A 16,205-nucleotide genomic window follows, 5' to 3' on the forward strand; every position below is an offset into this window, starting at 1 on the left:
TCTTCGGGGTTGCTGAACGGCGCAATGTCGCCGCTTTCCATTTGTCAGGATCCCCCTCATGACTCACGACACAGCACTCGCTGGCACCAAACCCGCTGAGTTTTATGTGGTTTCGATCAAAAAGTTCCTCTTTATGTGCGTCATCACCATGGGGTGGTATTTGGTGGCGTGGTCCTATCTGCAGTGGACGCACTACAAGCGTTCGACCGGGGCAAATATTTGGCCTGCCTTTAGAAGCATTGTGGGTCTGTTGTATGTTTTTTCACTCTTCAGCAACGTTCAACGCGCACTCGTTGAGTCCGGTCGCGATTATGAGTGGCATCCGATAAGCCGCTGCATCGTGCTCTATACCGCTTGGATCGTTTCGAGCTTCACCCTGCTGGTAGAGCCTGAACTTATCCTCGTTGCGCTCAACGCTGTGTTATTGGTGGCCAGTTGCTGGGCGCTGGTAGGGGCTCAAAAGGCCATCAACTTTCTCCACAACGACCCTCAGGGCAAAAAGAACCATGCACTGAGCTTTGTCGAGGGCCTCTGTGCAGTGGGCGGAGGCGTAGTCTGGGTGCTGTTGATCTTGATAGCGTCACTTGTGGTTTACATGCCCGTTGAATAGAAGCGTTCGTTGGCCTGACTGATTGTTCACGGGCAATAAAAAACCGGGCACCTTCACAGGTGCCCGGTTTTTCCAAGTTTCGGTTAATGCATCAACCGATGGTCATCAAGCTTGCGTTACCCCCCGCCGCAGCGGTGTTGACGCTCAATGCACGCTCAATCACCAAGCGTTCCAGTGCGATGTTGGTTTCGCCCTGGGACAGACCTTGCACGCCGACGATAGCGCCCGCACGTTTGGCCACTTGCTGGCACACATCGCGCAGTTGGTCACAGTCGCCATGGTGCAGCACAGCGTCGAAGATCACATCGTCCTTGGTCCAGTCAGCGACCAGTTTGACGCGTGCCTGTACTTCTTTTGGCAAACGGGCCAACAAGGTTTTGGCCAATTCGCTTTGCGGGATAACCGCCGAACTACCCACCGCCAGAACGGCTGCCAGTTGAGTCAGCAGGTCGCTTTCAGTGTCGGCCAGGCACAGCACGTGTTCACGCGGCAGGATGGCGTAGCTGTTGCGTTCGCCCGTCGGGCCATTCAACAGGCGGGTAATACCGCTTTGCGAATGGGTGTCGAATTCGCTGCACAGTTCGGCCAGTGTTGCCTGCTGATTGCTTTCTGCCCAGGCTTGCAGGGCTTTGAGCGGTTTGCTCAAGGCGTCGCGGGCCTGGGTGTCTGGCGCGCTGATGGCGTCGACTTTTGCGAACGATTGCTCAATGGCATTGCCCGGACGTGTCGACAGCAGGCGGAACAGGTACAACGGACCACCGGCTTTCGGGCCAGTGCCTGACAAACCTTCACCGCCAAACGGTTGCACACCGACCACCGCGCCGACGATGTTGCGGTTCACGTAGACGTTCCCCGCATGGACGCTGTTGACCACTTTGGCGATGGTCTCGTCGATACGTGTGTGCACGCCCAGCGTGAGGCCGTAGCCCGACGCGTTGATTTGCGCGATCAACTGGTCAAGGTCTTTGCGCTTGTAACGAACCACGTGCAGCACCGGGCCGAAAATTTCGCGTTCCAGCTCGTCAAAGCTTTCCAGCTCAATCAGGGTCGGCATGACGAAGGTGCCGCGCTTGCATTCTTCGATGTCGGCAATTGCCATCTGGTACACGTTGCGACCTTTGTCGCGCATGCCCTGAATGTGTTTTTCGATACCGGCTTTGGCTTCGGCGTCGATCACCGGGCCAATGTCCACGCACAGGCGCTCAGGGTTGCCCATGCGCGATTCGGCCATGGCACCTTTGAGCATTTCGATGACACGGTCAGCCGAATCTTCCTGCAAGCACAGGACACGCAGAGCCGAACAACGCTGACCGGCGCTGTCAAAGGCCGAGGACACCACGTCGATGACCACTTGTTCGGTCAGCGCTGAAGAGTCGACGATCATGGCATTTTGGCCACCGGTTTCGGCGATCAGCGGGATTGGACGGCCCTGAGCATCCAGGCGGCCCGCGATGTTGCGTTGCAGCAGACGGGCGACTTCGGTGGAACCGGTGAACATCACGCCTTTGACGCGATCGTCACCCACCAGGCGGGCACCGACGGTTTCGCCACGGCCCGGCAGCAGTTGCAATACGCCTTCAGGGATACCGGCTTCCAGCAGGATGCGCACAGCTTGTGCCGCCACCAGCGGAGTTTGCTCGGCAGGTTTGGCGAGTACCGGGTTACCGGCGGCCAGAGCGGCAGCCACCTGACCGCTGAAAATGGCCAGCGGGAAGTTCCACGGGCTGATGCACACCACTGGGCCCAGAGGGCGGTGGGCATCGTTGGTGAGGTCGTTGCGTGCCTGTACCGCGTAGTAGCGCAAGAAGTCGACGGCTTCTCGGACTTCAGCGATGGCGTTGGCGTAGGTCTTGCCCGCCTCACGCGCCAGAAGGCCCATGAGTGGCTGGATTTCGGCTTCCATCAAGTCGGCAGCACGCTCCAGAATGGCAGCGCGTTCGGCGGGCGGGGTAGCCTGCCAGATCGGCGCGACATTCAGGGCGCACTGGATTGCGTTGTCGGCATCTTCAACGGTGGCTTCTTGCACGTGGCCAACCACGTCACGCAGATCGGACGGGTTGAGCACAGGGGCCGGGGTTTCAGTGCTGGACGCGCAGCCGAGCATCGGCGCGGCTTTCCAGTCATTGTGGGCCGTGGCTAGCAAGGCGCAGGACAGCGAGGCCAGGCGGTGTTCGTTGGCCATGTCGATGCCGCTGGAGTTGGCGCGCTCGCTGCCATAGAGATCACGCGGCAACGGGATGCGCGGGTGAGGCAAGCCGAAGCCGCCTTCTTGCGCAGCCATTTGCTCGATCTGCGCGATCGGGTCGGCCACCAGTTCCTGAATCGAAATGCTGTGGTCGGCAATGCGATTAACGAACGACGTGTTGGCGCCGTTTTCCAGCAGACGACGTACCAGATACGCCAGCAATGTTTCGTGCGTGCCGACCGGTGCGTACACGCGGCAAGGACGGTTCAGCTTGCCTTCGGACACTTTTCCGACCACTTGCTCGTACAGTGGCTCGCCCATGCCGTGCAGGCATTGGAATTCGTACTGGCCAGGGTAATAGTTCTGACCGGCGATGTGGTAAATAGCCGAAAGTGTCTGGGCGTTGTGGGTCGCAAATTGGGGGTAGATGGCTTCTGGTACGGCCAGCAGTTTTTTCGCGCAGGCAAGGTAGGACACGTCGGTGTACACCTTGCGGGTGTAGACCGGATAGCCTTCCAGGCCTTCAACTTGGGCGCGTTTGATTTCGCTGTCCCAGTACGCGCCTTTTACCAGGCGGATCATCAAGCGGTGACGGCTGCGGCGTGCCAGATCGATCACATAGTCGATCACGTACGGGCAACGCTTCTGGTAAGCCTGAATCACGAAGCCGATACCGTTCCAGCCAGCCAGCTGTGGCTCGAAGCACAGGCGCTCTAGCAGGTCGAGCGACAGCTCAAGGCGATCAGCCTCTTCGGCGTCGATGTTCAAGCCGATGTCATATTGCTTGGCCAACAAGGTCAGCGACAGCAGGCGCGGGTACAACTCGTCCATCACGCGCTCGTACTGGGCACGGCTGTAACGCGGGTGCAGGGCCGACAGCTTGATCGAGATGCCAGGGCCTTCATAAATGCCGCGACCATTCGAAGCCTTGCCGATCGAATGGATCGCCTGCTCGTAGGACGCGAGGTATTTTTGCGCGTCAAGCTCGGTGAGTGCAGCTTCACCCAGCATGTCGTAGGAGTAACGGAAGCCTTTAGCTTCGAAACGCGTGGCGTTGGCCAGCGCTTCAGCGATGGTTTCGCCGGTTACAAACTGTTCGCCCATCAGGCGCATGGCCATGTCGACGCCCTTGCGGATCATCGGCTCGCCGCTTTTACCGATGATGCGGCTCAGGGAGGAGGTCAGGCCTGCTTCGTTGTGAGTCGATACCAGCTTGCCGGTCAGCAACAGGCCCCAGGTCGCGGCGTTGACGAACAGCGACGGGCTGTTGCCCAGGTGCGGGTGCCAGTTGCCCGTGCTGATCTTGTCGCGAATCAAGGCGTCACGGGTGCCTTTGTCCGGGATGCGCAGCAGTGCTTCGGCCAGGCACATCAGGGCCACGCCTTCCTGGGACGACAGGGAGAATTCTTGCAGCAGGCCCTGAACGATACCTGCACGGCCACCGGCGCTCTTCTGGTTGCGCAGTTTTTCGGCAATCGACGCAGCCAGGGTTTGCGTAGCCTCGGACATCGGCGCAGGCAGACGGGCCTGCTCGATCAGCATCGGAACCACTTCGGGTTCCGGGCGACGGTAGGCAGAAGTAATGGCGGCGCGCAGTACGGACTGCGGCAGGATGCTTTCTGCGAACTCCAGGAAGCACTGGTGCGCGTGATCGGCTTGCACGTCGTCGGCGTCATCGCTGGCCGCGCCAGGGATACCGCTCAACTCGGTCAGGGTTGCACCACCCTCGAGTTTTTCCAGGTAATTGAAGATTGCCTGCTTGATCAGCCAGTGTGGCGTGCGATCAATCGAAGTCGCGGCGGCCTTCAGGCGCTCGCGGGTCGGGTCATCAAGTTTGACCCCAAGGGTGGTGGTAGCCATATTTTTATCCTCATGGGTGCCGCATTTGCGCGGCAGCAGCTGGCGGCAAGATTAGCTCTGCGCACATCGAGGTGCAACCTAGTGCAACCCGTTTTTTTGAGGATTGTTCGACAGTTCGTCAGATATTTTCATGCCCCGTATTTTTTTGCACAGGGTTGGTGCTTTTTCTTTGCTTAAGTGCGGTTCTTGCTCCGAAAAGGAGCAAAAAAACCGAATTGAGACGAAAAGGCGACAAGGTACAACTTGTCAGACAAAAACTGGTTGCACCTGATTTGCTTTGTTGCATAGCATTCGCCGCTAAGGTGCAACCTCTTCACTGTTGGGTTCATCGGCTGATGATTTTCCTGGGGAAACGTCAGTTATAAATGCGCGGCTATGTTCTTCGTCTCAAACAGGACGTTTGTGAGCGTCCCACCAGACCGCTGCTAAACATAAAAACAATGCCAGGGCTTAATTCAATGAGTGTTAGTAACCCAACCCTGATCACGTTCGTGATCTATATCGTGGCAATGGTGCTGATTGGCTTCATGGCCTATCGCTCCACCAACAACCTGTCTGATTACATTCTCGGCGGCCGTAGCTTGGGCAGCGTTGTGACGGCTTTGTCCGCTGGCGCCTCGGACATGAGCGGCTGGTTGTTGATGGGTTTGCCGGGTGCGATTTATGTTTCCGGCCTGTCGGAAAGCTGGATTGCCATCGGTCTGGTGACCGGTGCCTACCTGAACTGGCTGTTTGTGGCGGGTCGCCTGCGGGTTCAGACCGAGCACAACGGAGATGCACTGACCCTTCCGGATTACTTCGCCAGCCGTTTTGAAGACAAAAGCGGCCTGCTGCGGATTATTTCTGCCATCGTGATTCTGGTGTTCTTCACCATCTACTGCGCTTCCGGCATTGTGGCCGGTGCCCGTCTGTTTGAAAGCACCTTCGGCATGCCGTACGAAACCGCACTGTGGGCAGGCGCAGCAGCGACTATCGCCTACACCTTCGTCGGCGGTTTCCTGGCTGTAAGCTGGACGGATACCGTTCAGGCCACCCTGATGATCTTCGCGTTGATCCTGACGCCAATCATCGTGCTGTTGGCGACCGGCGGCGTGGACACCACCTTTTTGGCAATCGAAGCCCAAGACCCAAGCAACTTCGACATGCTTAAAGGCACGACCTTCATCGGCATCATCTCGCTGATGGGCTGGGGGTTGGGTTACTTCGGCCAGCCGCACATTCTGGCGCGCTTCATGGCCGCAGACTCCGTGAAGTCGATCGCCAAAGCGCGTCGTATCTCCATGGCGTGGATGATCCTGTGCCTGGCCGGTACGGTTGCCGTGGGCTTCTTCGGTATCGCTTACTTTTCGGCGCACCCGGAAGTGGCCGGTCCCGTGACTGAAAACCCTGAGCGTGTGTTCATTGAACTGGCCAAGTTGCTGTTCAATCCGTGGATTGCCGGTGTATTGCTGTCGGCTATTCTGGCTGCCGTGATGAGCACCTTGAGCTGCCAGTTGCTGGTGTGTTCCAGCGCCCTGACCGAAGACTTCTACAAAGCCTTCCTGCGCAAAAATGCGTCGCAGAAAGAACTGGTATGGGTCGGTCGCGCCATGGTCCTGGTGGTGGCATTGATCGCCATCGCGCTGGCTGCCAACCCTGATAACCGCGTTCTTGGCTTGGTGAGCTACGCATGGGCAGGCTTCGGCGCAGCGTTCGGTCCTGTGGTTCTGATCTCCGTGCTGTGGAAAGGCATGACCCGTAACGGTGCGCTGGCCGGTATCGTGGTGGGCGCCATTACGGTCATCGTGTGGAAGCACTTCGAGCTGCTGGGTCTGTACGAAATCATCCCGGGTTTCATCTTCGCCAGCATCGCTATTCTGGCGGTCAGCGTCATGGGCAAAGGCCCTAGCACGAAGATGGTCGAGCGCTTCGACGCTGCCGAGAAAGACTTCAAGCTAAACCGTTAAGTGCATTGAGCTTCGGCTCACGGCACTGTTCCTGAAAACGGCCCGTCTCTTTTGGAGGCGGGCCGTTTTTTTATGCGAGTGATTCTTTGGCAGGAAATTGAAGAAGGCATTCTGTAAGAGGATTCCTGGTGGTGACGAGGAAACGTCTGAGCCTGTTTTAACGCTTCATTCCACGTCTAGCCTTGTCTCAACGCTCGCTTATGAGCGTCAACTCAAGGAGTGTGTTGATGGGCCGGAAAGTCATTCGCGGTGATATCTCGCTGCATAAAATACCGTTTCAGTTCCAGAGCCAGTATGTATGGACGATTCAGCTGTTTATCGTTTTACCCAACGGTATTCGCAAGCAACTCGGCATGATCAGTGAACCCACATCAATCAGAGAGCCCTGGAATTTTGCATTCAATTTCGATGATGAACATACCCCTGACGGTGTAGGGCACTATGGGATTCGGGTTGAGGTACTGGACGGAACCGTCGTGGTTGCGGATGCCGATCAAAGCTTTTCAATTGCCTGGCATAACGATGCACCAAGCTTTCAGCAACTGGTGCTTGAACCCCAGGCCATTTGACCGGTAACACCGTCGGGCGCGGGGGGTGGCATAACGCCTGACGACATGGGCTGCACAGGGTAAACTTCGCCCCCTGCGCAGGAGCAACCATGAACTATCGTCACGCCTTCCACGCCGGCAACCATGCCGACGTCCTTAAACATATTGTTTTGACCCGTCTCATCGCCTTGATGTCGCGTAAAGAGCAGCCCTTTGCCTATCTGGACACCCATGCGGGCATTGGCTTGTACGATCTTCAAGGGGATCAGGCCAATCGCACCGGTGAGTATCTGGAGGGCATTGCACGTTTGTGGGGGCAAAAAGACTTGCCCGCCGTGACGGCGGACTACATGCAAGTGCTGCACGCGATGAACCCGGACGGTGAGTTGCGTTACTACCCTGGTTCACCTGAGTTGGCACGACGTTTGACCCGCTCCCAGGACCGCGTGTTGTTGAACGAGAAGCACCCGGAAGATGGCGTGTTGCTCAAAGACAACATGAAGGGCGATCGTCGGGTCGCGGTGCATCTGGGGGAAGGATGGCACGTCCCGCGTGCACTGCTGCCAGTGGCCGAAAAACGCGGGTTGATGCTGATTGACCCGCCGTTTGAAAAGCTTGATGAAATGAAACGCTGCGCCGAGTCGTTGAAAGATGCGATCAGCCGGATGCGTCAGACAGTTGTGGCCATCTGGTACCCGATCAAGGACAAACGCCAGCTGCGTCGTTTTTATCAGGATCTGGCAGGTTCAGGCGCGCCGAAACTTTTGCAGGTGGAGTTGTTTGTACATCCCCTCGACACGCCAAACAGCCTGAATGGTTCGGGTTTGGCGATTGCCAACCCGCCTTGGGGCCTGGAAGAGGAACTGCGTGAACTGTTGCCATGGTTGGCCAGAAAGCTGGGGCAAACCCAGGGTGGCTGGCAGATGGAATGGTTGATCGCAGAATAAGTCATCGCCCGCCCGCACTGACGGGGAGGGCGGTGCGTTGTGGCTGGAGCAGCCAGCGGCGGTGGAGCGAATCGCCGCTTCACGCAGCTCGGCAACGGCTACAGATCATGCGTATCTGTAGCCGCTGACGAGCTGAGCCATGCGGCGTCGGGAGCGGGGCTTCAAATTGGGCAAGTCACGCCTGTGCCGCCAATCCCGCAATAGCCATCAGGGTTTTTGGCCAAGTATTGCTGGTGATAAGCCTCGGCAAAGTACACCGTCGGAGCCTCATCAATTTCAGTGGTGATGGTGCCTTTACCTGCTTTGGTCAGTTCAGCCTGGTAGGCCTCTTTGCTGGCCTTGGCGGCTGCGAGTTGTTCAGGCGTGGTGCAATAGATCACCGAACGGTATTGGGTGCCGATGTCGTTGCCCTGGCGCATGCCCTGAGTCGGGTCGTGCAGTTCCCAGAACATTTTCAGCAGTGCGTCGTACTTGACCTTGTCCTGGTCGTAGACCACCAGCACGACTTCTGTGTGGCCAGTCAGGCCCGAGCACACTTCTTCGTATGTCGGGTTAGGGGTGGAGCCGCCCGCATAGCCCACGACGGTGCTGACCACGCCATCTTTCTGCCAGAACTTGCGTTCCGCGCCCCAGAAACAACCCAGGCCGAAAATGGCAAAGCCGACATTGTCAATAAAAGGGCCCAGCAGCGGGGTGTCTTCGAACACGAAATGCTTTTCGGGCAGCACCATAGGCGTTTCACGGCCCGGCAGGGCTTGTTCAGGGGTAGGTAGCACGTTTTTATTCACCAGGATTTCCGAGCGCAAGACCATGTTTCAAGCCCTCTCAGTCAGTTTGTAAAAATGTAGACCGCCAGTGTGCCCGAGTGTTGCGGCGCTGTCAGTCCAGAGGGCCACGCGGGTAGCGTTTGAGTTTTTCCACCAGTTCGCTGCCAGGAATCGGCCGGTCAAACAGGTAGCCCTGGCCCACATCGCAGCGATGGCGGCGCAAGAAGGCCAGTTGCTCGGCGGTTTCAATGCCCTCGGCCACGACTTTGAGCTTGAGGTTGTGCGCCATGGCGATCACGGCGGAGGTGATTTCCATGTCGTCCTGGTTGTCGGGGATCTCATTGATGAAACTGCGATCGATTTTGATGATGTCGATCGGGAACTTCTTCAGGTAGCTGAGCGATGAGTAGCCCGTACCGAAATCGTCCATGGCCAGGGTCAGGCCCAGTTTTTTCAGTTGGTCGAGCTGCAGGTGAGTGTCTTCGGTGGCTTCGAGCAGCAGGCCTTCGGTCAGTTCCAGCTCCAGCAAGCGCGCGGGCAGTTGTTCTTCCTTGAGGATGCTGGCAATCGAGGCAACCAGGTCGGGGTCGGAAAACTGCTTGGGCGACAGGTTAATGGCGACTTGCAGGTTGCCCAGGCCTTCGGCGCTCAACTGCTTGCTCATGCGGCAGGCCTGACGTGCAATCCACTTGCCGATAGGGATGATCAGGCCGGTTTCTTCGGCCACGCTGATGAACTGGTCCGGGCGGATCATGCCGCGCTCCGGGTGGTTCCAGCGAAGCAACGCTTCCATCCCCAGTAACCGGCCTGTGCGCAGGCACAGTTTAGGCTGGTAAAAGACGTCAAGCTCGTTTTGGGTCAGGGCGCGGCGCAGGTTGTTTTCGACGAACAGCTTGTAGCTGGCTTCGGCGTTCAGCGCTTCGGTAAACACCTGAACCTGATGTTTGCCATTGGCTTTGGCTTTGTGCAGGGCAAGGCCTGCGTTACGCATCAAGGTTTGCGGGTCGCGGCCGTGCAGCGGTGCGCTGGCCACGCCTACCGAGCCGGTCACGCTGATTAACTGGTTGTCGACGAACATGGGTTTGTCGAGTGTCATCAACAACTGGCTGGCAATCTGCTGGCCGGTTTCAAGGTCGGTGTCGTCGAGCAGCACCGCGAACTCATTACTGGCAAACCGCGCCAGGCTTCCGCTGGGGCTCAGGCTGTTACGCAGGCGGCGTGCGAGGCTGATTAGCAATTTATCGCCGGTCTGGTGACCGAGGCTGTCATTGATGCGTTTGAAATTGTCGATGTCCACCAACAGCAGGCAAAGGGGGGCATCGTGGTTGCGATTGAAGCGTTCATCCAGATTGCGAATGAAAGCGGGGCGATTGCCCAAATTCGTCAGGTTGTCGGTATAGGCCAGTCGCTCGATGCGCTGTTGAGCGAGCTTGGACTCCGTAATGTCTTCGTAAATGCCGATGTAATGCGTCAACTCGCGGTTGTCGCCATAAACCTTGGAAATCGACAGTTGTCCCCAGTAGGGCTCCAGGTTTTTACGGCGGCTCTTGAATTCGCCTTGCCAGCTGTTGCTTTTGCTCAGGCTTGACCGCGCGTCGAACAACAGTTCGCTGAGGTTTTCCAGGGCGGGCAATTCGGAGAGTTTGTGCCCTTGAACTTCTTCAGTGCTGTACTGGGTGATGGCCGTAAAACTGGGGTTCACGTACTCCACTACGCCATCACAATTGACCAGTAAAAAAGCGTTGGCGCTTTGCTCCACGGCGCGCTGAAACAGATGCAGCGCATTGGTGGCTGCTCGCCGGTTATGGTTGTTGATCACTTGCGCAAACTGGTCGGCCAGCTCACCGGCAAAGGCAATTTCATCGGATTGCCACAGGCGGGTGTTGCCGTTTTGTTCAAGGCACAGCACGCCAACCACCTGACCATCAATCCGGATGCTGGCGTCGAGCATGGCGCTAGCTTCGCCCCTGCTGAGGCTGGCAACCAATTCTCGCGTGCGCGGGTCGCGGTTAGCGTTTTGCGCATCAATCGAACGGCTGGTGTGCAGCGCCTCAAGGTAATCCGGGAAGTCGCTGGCGTCGAAAATCTCGTGAGCGACGTAGGCATTGCTGTTGCGCTCGTAAGCGGAGATAGGCAGCAGACGGTTGCCTTCGAGGTTCCACAGGCTGGCGCCGTCGATCTGATAGATGTCGCAGGCGCTGCGGGTGATCAGCTCTGCGGCTTCTTGCAGGGAATTGTTCTGGCTATAACGATGGCGGGCCAGGCGCAGGATCAAATCTTGCTGAGCGCGCACACGCTCCAGATGTTGAAGCTGTTCTTGCTGGGCGCGCTGGTTGAGCTCAAGGGCAATCTGCAAGCGGGAATTCTGGGTTTCGAGATCATCCAGCGGCACCGGCGGTGCGCTATTGATGGCCGACTCAACCACCAGCAGGTAACCCCGCAGCAAGTGGCGATTATGTTGTTTATAGGCCTCGCCCAGTTCCATCAGGCTCAGCGCGCCCAGAGAGGTGTGCAAGGTGTAATGCACCACGTAATACGGATTGACCCCAAGCTGGAGCTGGATTGCATCGTGCAGCCGATAGCGCGCTTGCGGTGCCATCAGGCTCGCATATGGCGACCCCAGCAGCGAACAAAGCTCGACGGCTGGCAAGCCGAATTGGCGCTCGCAATTAGGGTCCAGGTAAAGCAGCGCCCAACTGGCGTCATTAAGCCGCTCGAAACGCAGCATCCCGAGCCTGGAAGGCACAGGTAACTGGGTGACGACCTCGGCTGCCGCTCGCGGGACAGCATCGGGTTGGCTTTTCATTGGGAAACTCGCTTCACAAATGCTGTTTATGCACGGGCTGGCGCCTGTTACTGCGGTTCGGGCAAGGTTGCATCATGCTCACTGTGCTGACAAGTGAGCATGCAGGCTAAGTGCTATATAGGGTTATCGGCAGGCAGGCACATTTCTGCATGCCGACTGTCGTACGTTTCAGGCGTAGACGTGTCAGCGCAGGGCGATGGTCACGGACTCGATCTTTCTGCCTTTCTTATCGTGAAAGTCCACGTTTAACTGATCCGCTTGCAGTGTCAGGCAAGCAAAATTGTCTTCGCTGATCATGCGGCTAGTCATCGAGGCTTTGTAGGTGCCCGCTGTGTTGGTGGCCAAAGGCTCGTCGAGAATGAGGTTGTCTGCCTTGGCGTAGGGCAGCATTTTCGAATTGCACAATGGCGATGACACGATGCTGTGCACGACGAAGTCAGGGTCTTGGCTATGCCGCAACTGGCTGGTCAACGAGCCATGAATATCCCCGGATACAAACATGACGTTCTTGATCTTGTTCGAGCGAATGGTCTCAAGGATGCGTGTGCGCTGCGTCGAATAGGCCTTCCAGCCATCTTCGCCATGGTTCTTCAGGTCCGGGAACGCCAGCACACTGCTGACAATAAATTTCACTTTGGCCGGGCTCTGGATTAGCCATTTCAGCAGGGCGTTTTCTTGTTCAACACCCAGCATGCGTTTGTCGCTGCCCGACAAAATGCGTTGCGTGCGGCAGTCCGTGACAAACCAGTCGCTATCACCGTCGGCAAACGAGTACCAGTAGCGCGAGACCTTGCGGTTGATTTTTCCGTCGGGGAGCCGTTCAAGCGCCGGGCCATGGCTGCATTGATAGATTTCATAAGCGCGTAGAGCGTTTTGATAGAGCGCTTTGTCAGCGCTGCTTTGATTGGCGGGCCAGTTATCTTCGATTTCGTGGTCGTCGAGAATCATATAAGTCGGTGTGCCCGACATTAAGTTGCGAATGTGCGGCTGCGAAAATGCGCTGCGGTATTTATGGGCGATGGCCGGGTAATCCCGGTCGGGCGCCACGATGTTCAAATCGTCGACGTAGACCTGATCGCCAACCATCAGCAACCCGTCCAAGGGCTGGCGGGCGGCCAGGGACTGAATGGCGCTGAAAATGGCATCTCCGAGTTCTGGCGCAGAGGGCACACCCAAGGTGAGCCTCAGGTAGCGACAAGACCCCACGACATAGCGGCGTACCCGGTTGCGTTCAGTGCTCGCGGTCTTGAAGGTGTAAACGGTTTCTGGCCATTCCAGCGCGATCTTGGCGACGGTTTCGGGAGTGTGGTCGGGGTGCGTGGTGTTGAACCAGCCCGCTTGGTATTCGTAAGGGCTGTCGGCATCAAGGTTGTCCAGCACCAGGGTGTCGGACATGTCGTATTCGCCATTGAGCTTTGAGTAAACACCCGCAGACCACAGCTGCTCGCCGCGTTTGCGGTGCCGAATCCCTGCAAAAACCGGGTAATCCGTGCTGGTGGCGCCGCGCAGGAAAATACGTGCATGGTGGGGCGTGGTGTAGCCCAGAATCGGGCCGACGGTAGGTCGATTCACATCGAAATCCTTTCTGATGTTTAAAAAAATCCTTTTTTAAACATAGAAGTGGGCCCCATGGATGACCTGTCCGTGAGTTCGACATGGGCCGTAGGGCGAAGCGATTAGCGCCTGTGTGATCCGGCCGATGTGAATACCGCGAAACACAGCCTCCAGCCCGGTGACTGGCGCAACCGGGCTGCTGCCGAGGGGTTACACAATGGAGTCGATGTCCAGGTAATACGGTTTCCCGGCTGAGGCGACCTCCATGTCATACGCCGTGGGCTGAGGGATCATCGCGATTTGCACCTGCACCTGGTTCTCGCGCTGGGCCATCCAGCGATCCAGCGTGGGTTGCAACTGCTCAGACTGCGCAGCGGTGCCGTAGACATCCTTGAGGGTCAGGTAACGGTTGTTCTGGGTCTTCAGGCGTTGCAGGGCCGTGCCGAGCTTGCCGTACTCGCCTGAATAATCATTGACGGTCTGGATGTAGTCGGGTTCGTTATTGGCATAACCCTTGGTGTCGGTGGCTTCTCTGCCCTTTTTCCAGACCTGTTCGCGCATGGTTTGCAGTGCTTTACCTACCAGCCTGTATTCACGATTGGTCACCACCGTCTGACTGTCTTGCTGGGTTTGCTGCCAGCGCCGCAAGGTGGCCCATGAGAACGGGATATAAGCGCCCGACAAACTGTGATCACCGAAGCTCATGAATTGTTTGATCACCCCACCGCGCAAAGGAAGGTCTCCATCCTTGGCCAGGGCGCGGGTGCAAGCGGCCTCTTCGATGGAGGCGCAACCGGGGTTCCAGAGAATTGAGGATTTTTCCTCGGTGCCGAAACGCACGGGCATGAAGTGGTGCAACGTGCCGTGATGCTCATACGGTTTGCCGCCGACCCGCACCAGGCCTCCGACAAAAATCAGAATGGCCAACACCGGGTTGATCACAAACAGCGACGCGAGCCCCGGAAGCCAGATGGTACGCCGGGCATTCATCCAGGGCGCGGGCACGCTGGGCACCATGTCGTCGTTGTTGACCATACGATGGTGAACCAGCGGCTTGGCGGCCTCGACGAAAGCCGCATCACCCGCGCGCGGCGCGCCGTAGGTGTAGAGGAGGATGTCGTACTGTTGATCTTTATCGTTGCGCAAGGCCTCGGCGAGGATCAGTGCAATTGCCCCGCCCAAACTATGGCCGGTAATAATGATTTTTTGACCTGTAGAGAATTGGGAAAGATATTTTTTTATGAAGTCTTTCAGGGCTTTGTAGGCATCGTAAAAGCCATGGTGAACATGACCAACACCCTCTTCAAAAGGCACTTGTTCAGCATCGGCATCACGCCACCAGTCTGCCTTTTCAAGCGTGCCACGTATGCCGATCAGGATGATTTCATCGTGGTGCGTGATATAGGCCTGGGTGCTTTTACCGCTCAACAAGTACTCATCGTGATCGGTAAAAAAATGAAGATTGGCCGGGTGCTCTTGCTCTTCTTCTTTCTCCGGCAAATTACTTTCATAAAGCGTAGGGTCGAAGGGCAGGATTTCGAAGTGTTTGGAGTAGGGCACCTCTTCATAAAGGGGGTAATAGCGGGTGACCGAAGACTGGTCTTTGTCGACCCTCCAGCTTTGGCGGAAGTTTGCCAGGGCATCCCCGAAAAAGTTGCCGACACTGGGGTCAAATTTGAATTCCACAGTCTGGGTAGGCCTGAGGGGAGGCTCTTGGCCGAAATCCGAATAACTCAACCCGGCCATGATGGAGAGCTGATACAAATTCAAGGCGCTGAAGTCATTACTGGTTGAAAGCAGAGGGCGGAATGCACGCAAAGGGCGAACTTCCAGCACGGTATGGCGATTAGGCATTAACCCGACGCCGTACAGGTCGGACGCGTCCTGCCCCGGCGATAACTTGGCCACTGCGTCAATCAGTGCTTTTTTGGGCGGGTAGTGACGGTCGACTACCGGCGGTAAATGCGCGCCGTTTTTAACCAGGTCGCGTACTTCCACCTGAATGAAATTGCCGTCGTTCTTATTGGCAGGGTTGTGTTCGGTGCGGAAGCCGTCTTCGTGGAAGAACTGGGTTTTTTCTGCTCGTACTTGGAGTTCGGTAATAGGGAGGGGGTAATGAGGTCGTACCATCAAAAAACAATAGGTGTCATCTGAACCTACGTACTGATTATTAAATTTCAAGATGGCTGGGCCGCGATAGCAATCATGGATCTTGGCGGATCCTTGCTCATCTAATACCCCCAGATAAAGCTGCTCTGCACTGTCTTGAAGGCTATACCCAAGACCCGCGTAAGGTTGGCCATTACCGTTTTCGTCCACTAACTGAAAGCTTATCCATTGCTCTTTTAATGGGCAGGAAAGTTTTCTTGAATTAAAAATACTTTTTTCTTGGTTCGCTATGGATTTGTATGAACTCATTGCACAACCTCCTTACTCAGTGCACTTGGGGTAAACAGTGCAATCGCGACCGTCTGGCATTTTGAAAGTTTTGAAATCTTTAGTGTTTCCTCGGCAAAAGCCATAGCGGTCATCCAGGCCTTTGCCCATGCAACGCTTCCAACCCGCCGGAAACTTAATCCAGTTATCTCCAACTGCTGGTTCTTCTTCCTTCGCCACAGACAACACCAGCTTGACCGTCGAGTCCGCCAACTGATCACGATGCAACAAGCTGCCACCGATCATGCGTTTTTCCATGTCGCCGTTTGCATTCAAGGCTCTGCACTTAGGGATTTTCACGATGTAGCGATACGGGCCCATAGTTCTGAACAACCACTGGCATTGCCCTTCAAACACTTGAGAAATGGAAGTTTGTTGCGAGGTGTCATCTGAAATTGAGAAGTAGGCAAATTCATGTGAACCCCCGGTGTCAGGCTAGTTGTCGCCTGAGCTGATTTATCAAAACGATAGATCGGGGGCGTCAAAGAGAGCTGTAATGTCGAGCTATTCACCTGAGCGTAAAGCTGCCCTGCTGAACAAGTTACT

At 56.6% G+C, this 16,205-nt stretch carries 11 protein-coding genes; 4 read left to right on the forward strand and 7 right to left on the reverse strand.

Annotated features, from left to right (window positions below):
• Nucleotides 1-58: 58 nt before the first annotated feature.
• Complete coding sequence (locus tag HBN61_RS11520) at nt 59-610, forward strand: hypothetical protein (protein WP_170046811.1); 552 nt, start codon at nt 59-61, stop codon at nt 608-610.
• A gap of 91 nt (nt 611-701) precedes the next feature.
• Here HBN61_RS11520 and putA read toward each other — a convergent pair whose 3' ends face one another.
• Nucleotides 702-4,655 carry a trifunctional transcriptional regulator/proline dehydrogenase/L-glutamate gamma-semialdehyde dehydrogenase gene (putA, locus tag HBN61_RS11525; protein ID WP_170046812.1) on the reverse strand — a complete coding sequence of 1,318 codons (3,954 nt, stop codon included), beginning with the start codon at nt 4,653-4,655 and terminating at the stop codon, nt 702-704.
• A 458-nt stretch (nt 4,656-5,113) separates the two neighbouring features.
• Here putA and putP point away from each other — a divergent pair, with 458 nt between their 5' ends.
• The 3 genes from putP to HBN61_RS11540 all read left to right on the forward strand — a co-directional run bounded on the left by putP (nt 5,114) and on the right by HBN61_RS11540 (nt 8,096).
• Nucleotides 5,114-6,601: a sodium/proline symporter PutP gene (gene putP, locus HBN61_RS11530; RefSeq protein WP_094991892.1), complete on the forward strand. Its 1,488-nt coding sequence runs from the start codon at nt 5,114-5,116 to the stop codon at nt 6,599-6,601.
• 227 nt (nt 6,602-6,828) lie between these two features.
• The gene (locus HBN61_RS11535) at nt 6,829-7,170 is read left to right on the forward strand and encodes a hypothetical protein (RefSeq protein WP_094991893.1); all 342 of its coding nucleotides are present in this window, start codon (nt 6,829-6,831) and stop codon (nt 7,168-7,170) included.
• An 89-nt stretch (nt 7,171-7,259) separates the two neighbouring features.
• Entirely contained in the window at nt 7,260-8,096 is an 837-nt protein-coding gene (locus HBN61_RS11540) for a 23S rRNA (adenine(2030)-N(6))-methyltransferase RlmJ (RefSeq protein ID WP_170046813.1), read from the forward strand.
• Nucleotides 8,097-8,257: 161 nt separating this feature from the next.
• Here the strand turns inward: HBN61_RS11540 and msrA are convergent, their stop codons facing one another.
• The 6 genes from msrA to HBN61_RS22480 all read right to left on the reverse strand — a co-directional run.
• Nucleotides 8,258-8,908, reverse strand: coding sequence for a peptide-methionine (S)-S-oxide reductase MsrA (msrA, locus tag HBN61_RS11545; RefSeq protein WP_169963649.1), 651 nt, complete (start codon nt 8,906-8,908; stop codon nt 8,258-8,260).
• A 67-nt stretch (nt 8,909-8,975) separates the two neighbouring features.
• Entirely contained in the window at nt 8,976-11,669 is a 2,694-nt protein-coding gene (locus HBN61_RS11550) for a putative bifunctional diguanylate cyclase/phosphodiesterase (protein WP_169963651.1), read from the reverse strand.
• A gap of 183 nt (nt 11,670-11,852) precedes the next feature.
• Nucleotides 11,853-13,241: an alkaline phosphatase D family protein gene (locus tag HBN61_RS11555; RefSeq protein WP_170046814.1), complete on the reverse strand. Its 1,389-nt coding sequence runs from the start codon at nt 13,239-13,241 to the stop codon at nt 11,853-11,855.
• A gap of 192 nt (nt 13,242-13,433) precedes the next feature.
• A complete protein-coding gene (locus HBN61_RS11560; RefSeq protein ID WP_262498754.1) occupies nt 13,434-15,353 on the reverse strand; it encodes a lipase family protein in 1,920 nt (639 codons plus the stop codon).
• A 300-nt stretch (nt 15,354-15,653) separates the two neighbouring features.
• Nucleotides 15,654-15,917 carry a hypothetical protein gene (locus HBN61_RS11565; protein ID WP_178088788.1) on the reverse strand — a complete coding sequence of 88 codons (264 nt, stop codon included), beginning with the start codon at nt 15,915-15,917 and terminating at the stop codon, nt 15,654-15,656.
• Nucleotides 15,918-15,955: 38 nt separating this feature from the next.
• Nucleotides 15,956-16,205, reverse strand: a 250-nt coding sequence (locus HBN61_RS22480; RefSeq protein ID WP_223182422.1) for a hypothetical protein, incomplete at its 5' end; no start/stop codon positions are given.

The organism is Pseudomonas sp. WS 5071 (genome assembly GCF_012985765.1).
Classification (GTDB): domain Bacteria; phylum Pseudomonadota; class Gammaproteobacteria; order Pseudomonadales; family Pseudomonadaceae; genus Aquipseudomonas; species Aquipseudomonas lundensis_A.